The sequence below is a fragment of the Enterococcus sp. DIV2449a genome, assembly GCF_051711225.1.
In the GTDB taxonomy this organism is placed as follows: domain Bacteria; phylum Bacillota; class Bacilli; order Lactobacillales; family Enterococcaceae; genus Enterococcus_D; species Enterococcus_D casseliflavus.
Genome location: NZ_JBIOME010000001.1, coordinates 1,449,757 through 1,466,030 on the forward strand (window position 1 = coordinate 1,449,757; position 16,274 = coordinate 1,466,030).

The following is a 16,274-nucleotide window of genomic DNA, read 5'->3' on the forward strand; positions in this document are numbered from 1 at the left end:
AAATTCACTGTTTTTCGACGAAAAGTCTGCACTCGATACTCTGTATTCTTTTTTTGGAAAACAGTATATTAAAAACTAACAATTTGACTAGGAGAGATTTTGATGATTCCAAAAATCGTAAAAATGGAAGTTGTCCCTGTAGCAGGACATGACAGTATGCTATTAAATCTAAGTGGAGCCCATGGCCCTTTCTTTACTAGAAATATCGTTATTTTAACTGATGAAACGGGTAATACAGGTTTAGGAGAAGTGCCAGGTGGTGAGAAAATTCGGCAGACATTGGAAGACTGTCGTGAATTAGTTGTGGGTCGGACTTTGGGCGAATACAAAAACATCGTGAAAGAGATTCACGAACGTTATGCGCAGTTGGATGCTGGTGGGCGCGGGAACCAAACATTTGATTTACGAACGACGGTTCATGTTATGACTGCTGTTGAAGCACCATTGTTGGATTTACTAGGACAGCACATGCAGGTGCCCGTTGCCGCTTTGTTAGGTGAAGGACAAGTGCGCGAATCAGTGAAGTTTTTAGGTTATCTGTTTTATGTAGCAGATCGCAACAAAACAGACTTGCCTTATGCTTCTGACAATACGCTCGATGATTCATGGGGAGCACTACGTCGTGAAGAAGCGATGACTCCAGAAGCAATCGTCAAGTTAGCGAAGGCTGCCTATGAGCGCTATGGTTTTGAGGACTTTAAATTAAAAGGCGGCGTGTTATCAGGGCAAGAAGAAGTACAAACCGTCAAAGCGTTGAAAAAAGAATTTCCCAATGCTCGGATTACTCTTGATCCGAATGGCGGATGGTTACTAGATGATGCAATTGCGCTTTGCAAAGACCTTCACGGCGTATTAGCGTATGTAGAAGATCCTTGTGGTGCAGAAGGTCGCTTCTCTGGTAGAGAAACGATGGCAGAATTCCGCCGAAAAACAGGATTGCCGACGGCGACGAATATGGTAGCAACGGATTGGCGAGAAATGAAAGCAGCGATTCGCTTAGATAGTGTGACGATTCCGCTGGCAGATCCGCATTTTTGGACGATGCAAGGCAGTGTGCGTGTGGCGCAGTTATGTCATGACCTAGATTTGACTTGGGGTGTGCATTCCAATAATCATTTTGATATTTCTTTGGCGATGGTCGCTCATACTGCAGCGGCAGCACCTGGGGAAGTAAATGCCGCAGATACCCACTGGATTTGGCAAGATGGCGAAGGCTTGACCAAAAATCCGCATCAAATCAAAAACGGTGAAATTACCATTCCAAGAAATTCCCATGGCCTTGGGCTGGAACTTGACCGAGAAAAGCTAGATGCAGCGCATCAACTGTATTTAAAAGAAGGCTTAGGGGCGCGCAATGATGCGATTGCCATGCAGTATCTGATTCCTGGCTGGACATTTGACAATAAAAAACCAGCTTTAGTCAGAGAGTAATCGAGCGAATAAAAATTAATCGAAGCTTTGAGTGAGAGGATTGACCATAATGGAAAAAGAAAAGATTAAAGGGATCATTGTTCCTTTACTCACGCCAGTGAATGAAGAAGAAATGATTTGCGAAACTAAGTTGCGAAAGATCGTACGGCATGTGATCGATCATGGTGTTCATGGCATTTTGGCTTTTGGCAGTAATAGTGAGTTTTATATGTTCGAACATGATGAAATGCTTGCAGCAACAGAAATCATTTTAGATGAAGCCGCTGGAAAAGTACCTGTTTTCTTTGGGATGGGCCCAATACGTACGAAACATGCGGTGGCACTTGCCAAACAGGCAGCAAAATTGCCGATCGCTGGTATTTCCGTTTTACACCCAATGTTCATCAAACCCACAGAAGAAGCACTGTACAATCATTTTAAAGCAATCGCAGACGCGGTTTCCGATACGATGGTGCTTTTGTATAACAATCCAGCAAGAGCTGGGTATTCGTTGAGTCAACCATTGATCGAAAAGCTGGCGCATACCGTTGAGAATATCATAGGGATCAAAGATTCAAGCGGAGATTTGACCTTTCTAAGCGAACTGGTTCGACGGAATGCTGATGTTGGCTTTCGAGTGATTGCAGGAAAAGATACCATTGTTTATCCTTCACTCTGTGTGGGAGCAGTCGGCGGGGTGTGTTCAACGGCAAATATTTATCCTGAATTGGTTTGCGGTATTTATGACCAGTACGTATCTGGTGATTTCCAAGGCGCGCTAAAGAACCAATTTACCCTGAACCCAATCCGTTTATCGCAAGATGCAGCAAGTTTCCCTTCAGCTACCAAAGATATGGCAAACTTGATGGGCTTGAATGTGGGACCTTCGATCTTGCCGACGGAAACAAGTAAGGGCGTTGTCTTAGACAAGATGATTGATGAAATGAAGAAGGCGGGTTTCTTATAATCAAGCCTAACTATAGAAAAGGGGGTGGATTCATGGAAGAACAGCGAATTGTGATTGCAGCAGATTCTTTCAAAGGAAGTGCCTCCAGTAAAGATATCTCAATGTGGTTAGAAAAAGGGATTCGTCGGGTTTTGCCCCATAATCCTATCGATAAATTTTCAGTCGCCGATGGTGGAGAAGGCACAGTCGAAGCTTTAGTTGATGCCTTGGCAGGAAAACGAAAAAGGATAACTGTTCAAAATCCATTGGGAAATCCTGTGAAGGCGCAATATGGTGTTTTACCTAATCAAATCGTCGTATTAGAAATGGCAGAAGCAAGTGGGATTACTTTAATCGAGCAAAATGCTGAGAATGCCTTAAACGCTTCGACTTACGGGGTAGGGGAGTTGCTTTTGGCTGCCCTCGATGAAGGCGCAAAAGAGATCTACCTTGGCATAGGCGGCAGTGCAACGAGTGATGGCGGGACTGGAATGGCAAGAGCATTAGGGGTCTCCTTTTACGACGATCAAGGAAAGGACATCCCGAGAGGATTAGCTGGATTAGCAAAGCTTGCTTCGATAGATATTTCTAAAATCGATCCACGATTAAAGGATGTAAAAATCAATATTTTATCGGATGTAACGAATCCGTTAGTCGGTGAAAAAGGTGCCATTGCTATCTATGGTCCTCAAAAAGGCATTCCGATTGACCAAACGAAAACCTATGATCAGTGGATGAAACATTATGCCTCTGTGATCAAAAAAGAGATGCAGATTGATATTGCTGACGCACCAGGTGCAGGGGCAGCAGGCGGTCTAGGGGCTGCATTGCAAGTGTTTTGCCAAGCCAAAACGTGCAACGGTATTGAAACGATCTTAGATTTAGTAGAAATTGAAAAGAAAATTGCCCAAGCTGCTCTCGTCATAACTGGCGAAGGCAAGCTTGACCAGCAATCGCTGAATGGCAAAGTTCCTGTGGGGATTGCCGAGCTAGCCAAAAAGCACCATAAACCGGTGATTGCTGTGGTCGGTAGTCGGGAGAAAGAGGTTTCGGCAGCTTATGCCGCTGGAATTGACCTTATTTTGCCAATCATCCATCGACCAATGAGTTTGCAAGAAGCAATGACACAAGTAGAGGAAAATGTGGTGATCGCTGGAGAAACCGCGATCCGAGCATATTTATTAAATCAACGAAAGTAGGAGATGGTATTGATGAAAGTAGGATTTGTCGGTTTAGGAATCATGGGAAAACCAATGGTGAAAAATATAGTAAAGAATGGCTATGAGGTTATTGCGTTTGATTTTAACCAATCCGCAATCGATGAAGTTGTTTCAGCTGGTGCACATGCAGCCGAGTCAGGCGCCAAGGTGGCAGAAGCAGCAGAAGTGATCATTACGATGCTGCCGAATTCTCCAAACGTAGAAGCGGCACTATTCAATCCTGGAGGGATCGCTGAAGGCTTGTCAGCTGGTAAAACAGTCATTGATATGAGTTCAATTGCACCAAAAGCCAGCCAAGACTTTGCAGCTCGTTTGAAAGAACAAGGAGTCCATTTTATTGATGCGCCTGTCTCTGGTGGAGAACCAAAAGCCATTGATGGGACGATTGCGGTAATGGTTGGCGGAGAAAAAGCAGTTTTTGAGAAATATGAAGCTTTATTGAAGACGATGGCTTCTTCTGTGACACGAGTCGGTGAAGTAGGGGCTGGAAATATTACGAAACTAGCCAATCAAATGATTGTAGCAATCAACATCGCAGCTATTTCTGAAGCTTATTGTCTAGCCAAAAAAGCAGGTGTTTCTCCTGAAGCAGTTTATCAAGCCATTCGCACAGGTTTGGCAGGAAGCACAGTCATGGAACAAAAATCAGAAAAGATTTTTTCTGGCAACTTCGATCCTGGTTTCCGTATCGAATTGCATATCAAGGACTTGCAAAATGCATTAGACACCTCACATGATAGTAATGTTTCTACACCATTTACAGCATCTGCAATGGAGATTATGCAATCACTGAAAGCCTACGGATTAGAAAAAAGTGATCATTCTGCAATCGCAAACTATTATGAAACGATCAATGATTTAAAATTGCAAGGTTAACAGTAACGAATCGAGGTCATTTGTTTTCCTTTTCATTGAAAAGAGAGCACGGAGCTGTTCACAACTAAAGGACATAATAAAAGAGCGTTTCTTCTCAGAGGAGCGCTCTTTTTGTTATGTGTATTGAAACTCAGAAATACAGTGTAAAAACAATTTTGCGTCAACTGGAAGACAGAAAACAGGGAAACGTTGCTGGTGCTATGAGTTAGGCTGTCGATGGATGATCACGCTGGTTGGAAACAGATGACTTGAACAACAAATGATACCATCGATTTTAAATGCGAAGTTTGTTACGCAGAAGCAGTTGCTTGTTCAACAAATCATCTCTCTAGATTAGACAAGCGATAACTCATAAAAGCAGCCGACAACACAGTAAAATCACTCAAATTACGTGGATTGTAGCCCGTCTTTTCCGTGATGCGATTCAGTTTGTTTTGAAAAGTATTCTTGTGTAAAAAAAGTGCCTCGGCACACTTCATAATACTACCATTGTAGCGTTTATACGTTTCAAAGATCAATTGGAACTGCTCAATCTCCTCAACTGTCAGACTGCCAAGCACTTTCTTTTGCAATTGTTTATTATCTTCTGCAGAAATCCCGACAAAGAGCAACCCATAATCCATTTCTTGATAAGAAGAGATGGTCGCACTTTTTTGATTGATCAACCAATTGACGGTTTTTTGCGCCTTTTCATAACTAGACCAATACTCATCGATGGTTTCTGCTAAACCGCCTATCCCAATGGACATTTGACGATCAAAACGCTTAGAAATATCCTTTTGCATTTGCATCAGTAGGGGGATCATCGAAGCTTCTTCCTGCTTTTCGAAAAACAGGCAAATTTCTTGATTGATCAGCGAGAAGAAACTACCTGGAAAAATGTGCAAATGCGATTGGATGGTATGGAGCAGTTTTTCATAATTCAGATTATTTTTTTCTCTAGTAAAAAGGAATTTCCCTATCACGAGGATGCGAGGTCGTTCCAAATCAATGTCCAAGAGCGAGGCTAAATAAGCCGCCAAGCTATCATCTCTTTGAGGAGCGATCAGCATCGTAGCTAGACTGTGGTAGTTTTGCCGTTGATGGAAATTTGTCAATTGAATCCAGTTTTCTCGGATCAAAATCTCCGTCATTTTTTTGATAATATTCCCCAAAGGTTCTACCTTTGTACGCTCGCCAGTAATTCCAATAATTGCTACAACAGATTGATTAAAAAGGACCGGGATATTGATTCCTTTTTTTGCTCCTTTAAATTGATTGTCATGTTCAATCGTTAATGTCTGTTGATTTTTGGCTGCTAAACGGGCGCCTTCATGACTGGTACCAATCCGCACGGTATCTGTACTAGCTATGATCGTACCCGAGGTATCAAAAAGATTGATTTCATGGTTGATGATATCTTTTAAGCTTTTAACAATCAATTTTGCTACTTTTGGCTCTAATTCCATCGATCACGTACTCCTAAAGGTTGATTTGCTTATACTTGAATTTTAGCATAAAAATGGTCATATATTATATATAATATATATTTAAATGGTAAATAATAAACTGTTTTATTGGCGGTGGTAAAAGTTCGAGAGAGTTTCAAATGCGGAAGAGGGTGGTAAATATCTTTTCTATATATAATACTCGAAATTAAAGATGCCATTTTATTGGATCTTTCCTTTTTTTTTCGGCGCATGTTTTCTCTGAGAATTTATTATAATTTCCTTATCAAGTTATCTTGAAATATTCATTTAGGAAGTGAGGAAATGAGAAAACTGGTTGGAATTGTGTTGATTTTGCTGTTAGCGGGATTATTGCTGCTGGTGTTTGGTTTCGATCATACTTCAGCAAAAGAACGAGCCGGAGGGAATTTATCGTTTTCTGTTCAAACGAATCGAGTGATCTATGATGAAGCCTTGAAAGTCATTACGATCCCGGTACGGCCGAACAAAACGCTGACTTCACAAAACGTTTGTATCCGATTAACTTATGGTTGGGATGGCAATGGACACAGTGAAAAGGTGATTGGTGAAACGTATCTAACAAATGTCGATTGGTTTTCAGGTGTTGAAAACTACTTAAGGATCTACGCTGAGATGGCCATCGATGAGATCAAAAGTGTGGATAAAGTAGATTTAGTTGTGATTTATGACGGTGAAACAACGATTACTGAAAACTTGAAGCCTAGTCAATGGCAGGTAATAACACCCCCGAGCTCTAGTGAGCGCACGAACTCTGAGATAAGCGCAAGCTCTAAGGTGTCTGAAGAAACAGGCTCTTCCTTTAGTAGTATCGAACCGAAATTTAGCGACTCTCAATCGACGGATCCAAGGACTTCTACTACGGAAAACACAAGTCAGGATTCTCAAAGTATCGAAAGTAGTCACAATGCAAGTGAGTCAGAAAACTTCAACACCCAACCAGTTAGTGAGAGTGAATCGAGTCAGACAATTAGGAGTCAAGAAACCACCGCAACAACAGGAACAATGACCGTTAGTGAAGCGGCATCTGAGGATCTTTCAGATTCAGAAACGAAACCAAACAAATTAGCGCCTAACCAAAGTCAGTCAAGCAAGCGAAGGGTTTCCTCCGATGATCCCGCAGGCAAACAACTCGCTAAAGCATCGTCTTCAGTGAAAATGGAACAGGAACAACGTACGGAGACAAGCAGTGCTAAGGAGGTCAATGGAGCCTTACTACCGAAAACCGGCAGCAAAAATACGAGTATTCGCTATTTACTCTTTGGTCTAGGCGTAGTTATCCTTACTGTCTTCCTTTTCTGGCTGAATCGAAAGTTATTTTCTGATGAGAGACAGTAAAGAAAAAAGCCGAGGATAATGAGAGAATTGATAACCCACGATTGGAAATTTCTTCCCCAGAAAGCACAATCACGTTTTGTTTTACCGTTTTTAACAAAAAGTCTGACGATCGTTTTGAGGCGTCAGACTTTTTTTATGAAAATATACAGATAACGAAAGGAAAATTTGTTAAAAGTGATTTGACAGAAAAGAGCGCACGGTGGTACGATCACCAAACACTGCCAGCTTACAATTTTGTAAGATGACAAATTTAGGATAAAAACAGCGTTTGCTGATTATACAAGCGAGGGAAATTTCATGTTACAAGCACTTTTGGATACGACAGAAAAACAAATTTATGCGTTTCTAAGTTATTGTTACGAAACGAACAAGAAAGATTATACAATTAAAGAGCTCTCAGGTGCTTTCGATTGGAAAACCAACAAAATGCAGTCGATCGTTCAGCAAGTAGAAGTGTTTCGTGCACGCTATCCTCAGTTTACTTTGACCTATGATCGGTTGGAAAAAGAAGTGTCGATTGCTTTTTCTCCACGATTTCTATTGAGCCAAGCCTATAGTGTATTGTTGCAGGGAACCGTTGGGTTTATCTTGCTAGATGCACTCTTTCAGGGAGATTATCATTCCCTTGAACAACTCAGTCACAAAACCTTTAGCAGTCCCCGCACGATTCAACGAAAATTGCAGGAGTTGAATCATGTTTTGGCGAATTATCATTTGTCCTATAGTTTAAAAAAAGGTGATCCTTTGGCAGGAGCTGAATATGCGATCCGCTATTTTTATCATCTTACCTATTGGCAAATTTTTGATGAGAAGGACTCACAAGTCTTGGCATCGATCAAGGAGAAAGAGCAGGCTGAAGCGTTGTTTGAAACCCATGCTTCTTATATGAGAAAAATCGATATCGATAAATTTCTTCATCTATTCGCTATCTCCGTGCAAAGAATCCATCAAAAGCATCCGCTTTCGTTTTTACCAAACGAAGTACTTACCTTTGAGCACCCATTAATTGAAAAAAAACAGTTTGATCAGGTCTTTTTGAACCCATTGTTTAACAGGAATCATCTGCCGTTTTCTGAAATTTCGGAGGTTGAACGCAGCTTCTTGTATTATATGTTTGGCGTAATGAACACCTATCTTGAGGAGGATCTCGATGCTGCCAACATCTCGTGGCTGACTCAGCCAAAGTACCAGCAAGAAGCGCAGCTCGTTGAAAAACTAGCCGTGTATTTTCGGTTGACGTTTACAGAAGCCGAAAAAAACTATTTACTGGTTAATCTGGTCATGATCCATTCCGCCTCTGGCTGTTTTGGTACGCGACAAAAAAGCGATAGTTTTGGCAAAACAACCGACGAGCAAGAGCTGCAAGCCGCTTTTCCAGTGCTTTATCCAACCATGAAACGGTTTTTTTTGGAAGCGACTGTTTCTTTACCAGAGTTGCGTAGATTACTGCAAATGAATGATCGCTTGATTTTCCAATACTGTATGTTACTGAGAGTTATTTTTATCAAATATGAACAGCCGGTCACGTTCTCGATCCATTCGAAATACGGAAAAACGCAAGAGCTTTGGATCAAGAACCGCTTGATGAATGCCACGCATCGAGCGATGGCCCATTATTCGCTGTCTCAAAAACCAGATTTGGTGATCAGCGATTATCCGATCCATCAGGAATTTTCCGAGGAAGAACAGCCTTACCTCTTTTATTGGAATGGTCACCCAAGCGCAAAGGAGTGGAAACAGCTCAAGCAAGTGATCAAACAGATCAGAAGTGCCAAGAACAAGGCAGCGTTCGCCCAACTGGCATTCACCCAAACGGAGTGAGCCAGCTATAAGATCGAGCAAATAGAACTTATAATTTTGCCAAGCTTTTGACTAGCAGCAATAGGGCAAACGTGAAAAGCATCAGTGATAAACGAAGTTGTCAAGAAGCAAAAACAGGAGCATCGATGTTCCTTTTTCGCTTCTTGACTTTTTTTTACAGAGATGGCATGGTATACATATTATCATAACGTTTTTTATTTAAAATCGTTGCAGAAATGGTGTTAGGAAGAAGGGGTAACTTTGACAGAAGTATTAGCACTGCAAAATGTTTCCAAATTGATTGGAACCAAACGAATCATTGATGATGTTTCCTTTGTGGTGGACCAAGGACAAGTCGTTGGTTTATTAGGGCCCAATGGGGCTGGGAAGACGACGATCATCCGAATGATCGTTGGCTTGATGAAGCACAACACAGGATCGATTGCCATTATGGGAAATTTATTGGATTCTTCTTTTAAAACAGCGATTGCCTCAGTCGGAGCGATCGTTGAGAATCCTGAGTTTTATAATTATATGACCGGTTATGAGAATTTGATGCAGTATCAGCGTATGGCGAAGAAGAAAGGCACAGCCTCTGAGCTAGAAGCCCTGATCCGTCAGGTGCATTTAGAAGGACATATCCATCAAAAAGTCAAAACCTATTCTTTAGGGATGCGTCAGCGTTTAGGTGTTGCCCAGGCGCTGGTCCATCAACCAGATCTATTAGTTTTAGATGAGCCGATGAATGGTCTGGATCCTAAAGGCATGCGGGAGTTTCGGGGAATGATTCTTTCTTTGCGAGCAAAAGGGGTCTCTGTTTTAGTTTCCAGTCATCAGTTAAGCGACATCGAGCAAATTGCGGATCATTTGATCGTGGTGCAAAAAGGAAAAGTCACCCATCAAGTAGCAATGGCAGAGTTGAAAGCAGAGAAAAATGTGTTGATCATCAAAACCGATGATCACTTGCAAACAGAAGCACTGTTAAAAGCTTCCTTTGACGTCGAGGTCTTGCATGTAGAAGACGAATTGCACGTCACGTTGCAAACAGATCAGCGTTCAGAAATCGCTGCAGCGATCGTGAAGGCGGGTATCGGCTTAAAAGAACTACGGACAAAGCAATCTTCTTTAGAAGATACATTCTTGGCTTGGACCGAAGAAGGAGGTTTGTAAGCATGCTGACATTGATAAAAAATGAATGGATCAAATTAACCAAAAAGCGTTCTACTTGGATCATGCTGCTTTTATTGGTTTTAATGACGTTTGGCTTGACCTATGTTGTACGCTTAGGTAGTCCAGAAATTGGAGCCAATGATTTATTTGCTTCTTTAAGCGATATGACGTCGTTCTTAAACTTATTTGTAGTGATTGTGGCGGCTTCTTCAGTGGCAGAAGAGTTCAGTCGTGGAACGATCAAGTTCTTATTGATTCGGCCTTTTTCCAGAAGCCAAATCTTAGCAGCAAAAGCGATCAACACGTTTTTATTTGCGCTTTTAGGGACTGCTGTTTTACTGATCAGTAGTTTAGCAGCTGCCAATTTATTTTTAGCTGCTGAATCACCTTTTGCTGCTACTGGCTACAACGGGCTAGCGGCGATTCTCGTTGCCCTTGTTTTTGCGGGAACCAACTTACTATTGATCGTCTTTTATATTGCATTGACCATCTTTATCTCAGCCGTGATTCGCTCCCAAAGCTTGGCGGTAGGCTTAGGCTTGGGCATGTTGTTTGGAAGCAGCATCATCAACTCGATCATGCTTTTTGCGCAAGAAAAATACCCATGGCTGAAGTGGAATCCATTTAATTTTATGAATATTAAAGAGCAAATACCGAGTTTATTAAATAGTCCTGACATGCAGATGACTGCCTTTGATCCGGGATTGGGCTATTGGGAAATGGCGATCGGGATCCTTGTTTACAGTGTTTTAATCTACCTTTTAACAAATTGGTTATTCAACAAAAGAGATGTCGCATTAAGTTGAGGAAACGAGTGAAAGTTTTTGGATAAATCCAGCTTTCACTCTTTCTTTTTGTGTTTTTTTCTAGTAAAATGATTCATTGAGAGTACAAGAGAAAGGAGAGTTTTCAAATGACTATTAATATAGGAATCGTAATCGTGATCGCTGTTGTTGCAGCATTACTAGGCGCTGTCGGCGGCTTCTTTTTGGCGCGTAAATATATGCAAGATTATCTAAAGAAAAATCCTCCCGTTAATGAGGATATGCTTCGCTCGATGATGATGTCAATGGGTCAAAAACCTTCTGAGAAAAAAATTCGTCAGATGATGCAGCAAATGAAAAACCAAAAGTAGGGTTTTTTCTAAGAAGCGGGCTGATTTTATCAGCTCGCTTTTTATTGCGGTAAAACGTACCAACTGATAAAAAATGTCCCCAGGCTGCTTTTTCTGTTTACGTTCTGTAAATAGCGGGGTAGCAATTGTAACTGAATCCAATGAATATTCGGAAAAATCGCAAAATTTAGGCAACAGGTCATAAAGAAATGGAGAGTGTTATGTCAATATTTAGGAAGTTAGGTTGGTTTTTTAAACAAGAAAAGAAACATTATTTGTTAGGCGTAGGCTCTTTAGTCTTAGTCGCCTTGGTACAGTTGGCACCTCCCAAAGTTATCGGGATCATCATCGATGAGATTGCGGAAAAAGAGATCTCGATGCAGACGATCTTTTTTTGGGTCATGATCTTGATTGCTTCAGCCATCGCTCAATACGTGTTTCGTTTTGTCTGGCGAACGCATATCTGGGGCAGTGCCGCTCGGCTAGAAAAAACGTTACGCAGACAGCTATTTGCACATTTTACAAGGATGGATCAGTTGTTTTATCAAAAGCATCGGACAGGTGATTTGATGGCCCATGCCACCAATGACTTGAATGCCATCCAAAATGTGGCAGGGGCAGGGATCTTGACCTTTGCCGATTCCTTCATCTCGGGAGGGGCAACCATCATTGCTATGGTTCTCTTTATCGACTGGCGGTTAACGATCATTGCTCTATTGCCGCTGCCTTTCTTAGCAGTCATGGCACGGGTTCTTGGTAGCAAACTGCATGATGCGTTTCGTGACTCGCAAGAAGCATTTTCTTCCATCAACGACAAAGCCCAAGAAAGTATTACTGGGATGAAAGTCATCAAAACCTTTGGACAGGAAAAAGAGGACATCGCTGATTTTCAAACCAAAATCGACCATGCCATAATCAAAAACCGCAAAGTCAATTTTCTGGATGCCTTGTTTGATCCGTTTATTACGATCATCATCGGAATCTCCTATGTGCTAACGATCATCGTCGGCGGCAATTATGTTATGGACGGTACCATCTCGATCGGTCAATTGGTATCCTTCATCAGTTATATCGGTATGTTAGTTTGGCCGATGTTTGCCATCGGACGTCTGTTTAATGTGCTGGAACGAGGCAATGCTAGTTATGATCGGGTTGCCGAATTGTTGGCGGCCAAGACCCATATCATTGAAGCCAAAGATGCGGTCGATGCCCCAGCCCAAGGAACGGTTGACGTTCAAATCAATGATTTTCACTATCAAGGAGATGATTTTGCCCTGCAAGACATCCACTTTACTTTGCCTGCCGGGCAAACACTTGGTGTCGTCGGGAAAACTGGTGCTGGAAAAACCTCTTTGATGAAGCTTTTGTTGCGAGAGTATGATTCATTTGATGGAGCGATCACCTTCGGGGGCATCGATAGCAAGCAATACTCCTTGAATGCTCTTTTGGGGTCGATCGGTTATGTTCCGCAAGATCATTTCTTATTTTCCATGACGATTCGAGACAATATCCGCTTTGCGCAACCACGGGCTTCTCAAGCAGAAGTGGAAGCAGCTGCTGGATTGGCAGTGATCCACGAGGATATCAGTCAGTTTCCTGAAGGGTACGAAACGATGGTGGGGGAACGTGGTGTTTCTCTTTCTGGCGGACAAAAACAGCGGTTATCCATTGCCCGTGCTTTGATCACTGATCCAGAATTGTTGATTTTAGATGACGCCCTTTCAGCAGTAGATGCCAAAACGGAAGAAGCTATTTTACAACAGTTGCGGACGTTCCGTCAGAATAAAACAACGATCATTGCTGCCCACCGCCTAAGCAGTGTCAAGCACGCAGAAGAAATTCTCGTGATCGACAATGGGAAAATCAGTGAACGCGGGACCCATGAACAATTATTAGCTGCAAATGGCTGGTATAAAAAAATGTGGGACAAACAGCAACTAGAAGCCAAAATCGAAGGGAGTGAAGCCTAATGCAAGAATCAGAATGGAGTAAATCGATTCCCTTTAAAGAGCAAAAAAACATCATCAAACGAATGTTTCTTTTTGCCAAGCCATTTCGAAAAACCTTCTATGCAGCGATCTTTTTTGCTTTTGTGCTATCGATCGTCAATATCCTGTTGCCTTTGATCATTCAAACCTTTATGGATAATTATTTGACCAATCAAACGGCGACCCAGCAAGTCATTTATTTCTTTGCTGCATTGTATTTCTTTGGGGTGTTGGTAAAAGCTGTGATTTGGTTTTTCCAATGGTTCCTTTATTCGATGGGTTCTTTAAAAACCTATCAATATATTCGAGCAAAATTATTTGAAAAATTGCATAGTCTTGGGATGCGCTATTTCGATCAGACGCCAGCGGGTTCAATCGTTTCACGGGTCAGCAACGACACAGAAACGTTGTATGAATTTTGGTATGTCTTCTTGATGGTATTGACAGGGATTTTTGCGGTGGTTTCTTCTTTTGCCGCCATGTTTCGCATCAACGTCAAAATTGCTTTACTGAACTTGATTTTTCTGCCAATCCTAATGGTAGTCATCTGGTATTATCAAAAATTCAGCTCTCGTATCTATCGTCAAATGCGGGAAAAACTGAGTCAACTGAATACGAAATTGAATGAATCAATTTCTGGTATGCAGATCATTCAGCAATTCCGCCAAGAGGCGCGGCTGAATGAAGAATTCGAAGCGACTAACGATGATTATTTGAAAACCAGATACGCTATGATCCGCACGAATGCGCTGCTATTATCACCAATCATTAGTTTGTTGTATGCCTTAGCGATCGCCTTGTCATTGACGGTCTTTGGATTTGATGCCTTAGAATCGCCCATTGAAGTCGGGTTGATTTTCGCCTTTACGACCTATATTCAAGGATTTTTTAATCCCATGACACAGATGATGGATTTTCTCAGCGTCTTTACTGATGGGATGGTCGCCGGCAGCCGTATTCTAAAGATTATGGATAACGAAGAATACACGCCGCAGCAAAACCCCGATGCCAGTCAAACCATCACTAAAGGAAAAATCGAATTTCGCGATGTCAGTTTTTCTTATGATGGTAAAAACAACGTATTGAATCATATTTCTTTCATCGCCTATCCAGGTGAGACCGTGGCTTTAGTTGGTCACACAGGAAGTGGCAAGAGCTCGATCATCAATGTGTTGATGCGTTTTTATGAATTCGGGGAAGGGCAAATTTTGATCGACGATCAAGATATCCGCGACTTCACGATGGAAGAGCTTCGGAAAAAAGTCGGACTCGTATTGCAAGACGCCTTCATGTTTTATGGGGACATCGCTGACAATATCCGCTTATTGAATCAGGACATTCGTGAGGAACAGATCGAAGCAGCAGCAAAATTTGTTCAAGCAGATGCCTTTATTCAAAAACTACCTGGTAAATACCACGCCAAAGTGATTGAACGGGGCGCCAGCTATTCAAGCGGGCAGCGGCAATTGATTTCCTTTGCCCGCACCATGGTGACCGATCCGAAAGTGCTAGTCTTGGATGAGGCGACTGCCAATATCGATACTGAAACAGAAGGACTGATCCAAGAAGGGTTGGCAAATATGCGTCAAGGGCGAACCACGATCGCGATCGCCCATCGATTGTCTACCATCCGCGATGCCGAGTTGATTTTGGTGCTTGATAAAGGCTCGATCGTCGAACGAGGCACCCATGATGAACTTTTGGCTCAAAAAGGGTTGTATGCCGATATGTACCGTTTGCAGGCAAGTGAAGTTTAATAGTTTTGATAGTAACGCTAACCTTAAAGACTTTCGTTTTTAAGGTTTTTTTGTACGAAAAAAGAAAGAAGGGATGAAAATAAAAATAACGAACAACGATTGACAGCGCTTTCTACCTTTGCTATGATAAAGATAATAAAACTGGTTCTAATGGATAGTGATTGTTGATTTTTAACAAGCTAAACCTGATGAAGCTGCGGTATTTGCGCTGCTTTCATGAGGTTTTTTCTGTGTTGACTGTTGGCTCAGCAATAAAGACAAGCAATGAACCATATCCGCAATGATAAAGTAAGTGGGGGTAGGACATGAAAATCAGTAAAGTGTTAAACAATAATGTTGTGATCACTACCGATCAAAGTCAAAACGAGATTATTGTTATGGGGCGGGGGATTGCATTTAAGAAAAAAGTGGGAGATGAAATTTCTTCAGAAACGGTCGATAAAGTGTATCGCTTAGAAAATCAGACGATCTTATCTCAATTTCAAGAGCTGCTTGCTGACTTACCACTGGAATATCTTGAATTGTCCAATGAGATCATTGAGTATGCTCGGCGAGAATTGTCATCCCCAATCAATGATTCCATTTACATCTCCTTGACGGATCACATGCACTGTGCCATTGAACGATCGAAAAAAGGAATGACGGTCAAAAATGTCTTATTGTGGGATATCAAGCGTTTTTTCCCCGATGAGTACCAAATAGGCTGCAAAACAGTAGAGAAAATCAAAGAACATTACGGGATTCAGATGCCAGATGACGAAGCTGGCTTTATTGCTCTGCATCTCGTCAATGCGCAAACTGAGAATGGTGACCAAGGCAATATTGCTGAACTAACCCAAACGATGCAAGACATCATAAACATTGTTAAATATTTTTTCAAAACAACCTTTGATGAAGAGTCCGTTTATTTTTATCGCTTCACTACGCATTTGAAATTTTTTGTTTCAAGAATGCAAAACCATACTACTCATGTGGATGAAACCGATGAAGATCTTTTGACTATGGTCAAAGTGAAGTATCGAAATGCGTATCAATGCGTACAAAAAATCGCTGAGCTATTAGAAAATCAGTATCAGTATCAAATGTCCAGTGACGAAAGTTTGTATTTAACGATTCATATTGCCAGACTTGTGCAAAAAAATCGTTGATTGAAATAAAGAAGAAAGGAGAAGGAGTTTTACTCAGTGCA

General features: G+C 41.6%; 13 protein-coding genes. 12 read left to right on the forward strand and 1 reads right to left on the reverse strand.

The genetic code is table 11. The features are described 5' to 3' along the window. Nucleotides 1-102 precede the first annotated feature (102 nt). From IGI76_RS06795 to garR, 4 genes are read left to right on the forward strand one after another with little or no spacing between them, the layout of a single operon-like run. Entirely contained in the window at nucleotides 103-1,431 is a 1,329-nt protein-coding gene (locus tag IGI76_RS06795; RefSeq protein WP_194192908.1) for an enolase C-terminal domain-like protein, read from the forward strand. 49 nt (nucleotides 1,432-1,480) lie between these two features. Beyond that, nucleotides 1,481-2,377: a dihydrodipicolinate synthase family protein gene (locus IGI76_RS06800; RefSeq protein ID WP_194192907.1), complete on the forward strand. Its 897-nt coding sequence runs from the start codon at nucleotides 1,481-1,483 to the stop codon at nucleotides 2,375-2,377. A 32-nt stretch (nucleotides 2,378-2,409) separates the two neighbouring features. Beyond that, nucleotides 2,410-3,555, forward strand: a complete 1,146-nt coding sequence (locus IGI76_RS06805; protein ID WP_194192906.1) for a glycerate kinase — start codon at nucleotides 2,410-2,412, stop codon at nucleotides 3,553-3,555. A gap of 12 nt (nucleotides 3,556-3,567) precedes the next feature. Beyond that, nucleotides 3,568-4,452, forward strand: coding sequence for a 2-hydroxy-3-oxopropionate reductase (gene garR, locus IGI76_RS06810; protein WP_194192905.1), 885 nt, complete (start codon nucleotides 3,568-3,570; stop codon nucleotides 4,450-4,452). A 320-nt stretch (nucleotides 4,453-4,772) separates the two neighbouring features. Here garR and IGI76_RS06815 read toward each other — a convergent pair whose 3' ends face one another. Further along, on the reverse strand, nucleotides 4,773-5,900 hold the full coding sequence (locus IGI76_RS06815) for a CdaR family transcriptional regulator (protein ID WP_194192904.1): 1,128 nt from the start codon (nucleotides 5,898-5,900) through the stop codon (nucleotides 4,773-4,775). 303 nt (nucleotides 5,901-6,203) lie between these two features. On the opposite strand from IGI76_RS06815, the gene IGI76_RS06820 reads away from it, so the two are divergent. The 8 genes from IGI76_RS06820 to licT all read left to right on the forward strand — a co-directional run bounded on the left by IGI76_RS06820 (nucleotide 6,204) and on the right by licT (nucleotide 16,233). After that, nucleotides 6,204-7,256: an LPXTG cell wall anchor domain-containing protein gene (locus IGI76_RS06820; RefSeq protein ID WP_194192903.1), complete on the forward strand. Its 1,053-nt coding sequence runs from the start codon at nucleotides 6,204-6,206 to the stop codon at nucleotides 7,254-7,256. A 297-nt stretch (nucleotides 7,257-7,553) separates the two neighbouring features. After that, entirely contained in the window at nucleotides 7,554-9,077 is a 1,524-nt protein-coding gene (locus tag IGI76_RS06825) for a helix-turn-helix domain-containing protein (protein WP_194192902.1), read from the forward strand. 240 nt (nucleotides 9,078-9,317) lie between these two features. Then, nucleotides 9,318-10,226 carry an ABC transporter ATP-binding protein gene (locus tag IGI76_RS06830; protein WP_194192901.1) on the forward strand — a complete coding sequence of 303 codons (909 nt, stop codon included), beginning with the start codon at nucleotides 9,318-9,320 and terminating at the stop codon, nucleotides 10,224-10,226. A gap of 2 nt (nucleotides 10,227-10,228) precedes the next feature. After that, nucleotides 10,229-11,032, forward strand: coding sequence for an ABC transporter permease (locus tag IGI76_RS06835; protein ID WP_010748033.1), 804 nt, complete (start codon nucleotides 10,229-10,231; stop codon nucleotides 11,030-11,032). Between the two features lie 107 nt (nucleotides 11,033-11,139). After that, nucleotides 11,140-11,361: a YneF family protein gene (locus tag IGI76_RS06840; protein ID WP_005225816.1), complete on the forward strand. Its 222-nt coding sequence runs from the start codon at nucleotides 11,140-11,142 to the stop codon at nucleotides 11,359-11,361. Between the two features lie 200 nt (nucleotides 11,362-11,561). Continuing rightward, the gene (locus IGI76_RS06845) at nucleotides 11,562-13,310 is read left to right on the forward strand and encodes an ABC transporter ATP-binding protein (protein ID WP_060792801.1); all 1,749 of its coding nucleotides are present in this window, start codon (nucleotides 11,562-11,564) and stop codon (nucleotides 13,308-13,310) included. Further along, nucleotides 13,310-15,085: an ABC transporter ATP-binding protein gene (locus IGI76_RS06850; protein WP_010748035.1), complete on the forward strand. Its 1,776-nt coding sequence runs from the start codon at nucleotides 13,310-13,312 to the stop codon at nucleotides 15,083-15,085. Before IGI76_RS06845 ends, IGI76_RS06850 begins: the two co-directional genes overlap by 1 nt. Nucleotides 15,086-15,390: 305 nt before the next feature. Further along, the gene (gene licT, locus IGI76_RS06855) at nucleotides 15,391-16,233 is read left to right on the forward strand and encodes a BglG family transcription antiterminator LicT (RefSeq protein ID WP_194192900.1); all 843 of its coding nucleotides are present in this window, start codon (nucleotides 15,391-15,393) and stop codon (nucleotides 16,231-16,233) included. Nucleotides 16,234-16,274 lie beyond the last annotated feature (41 nt).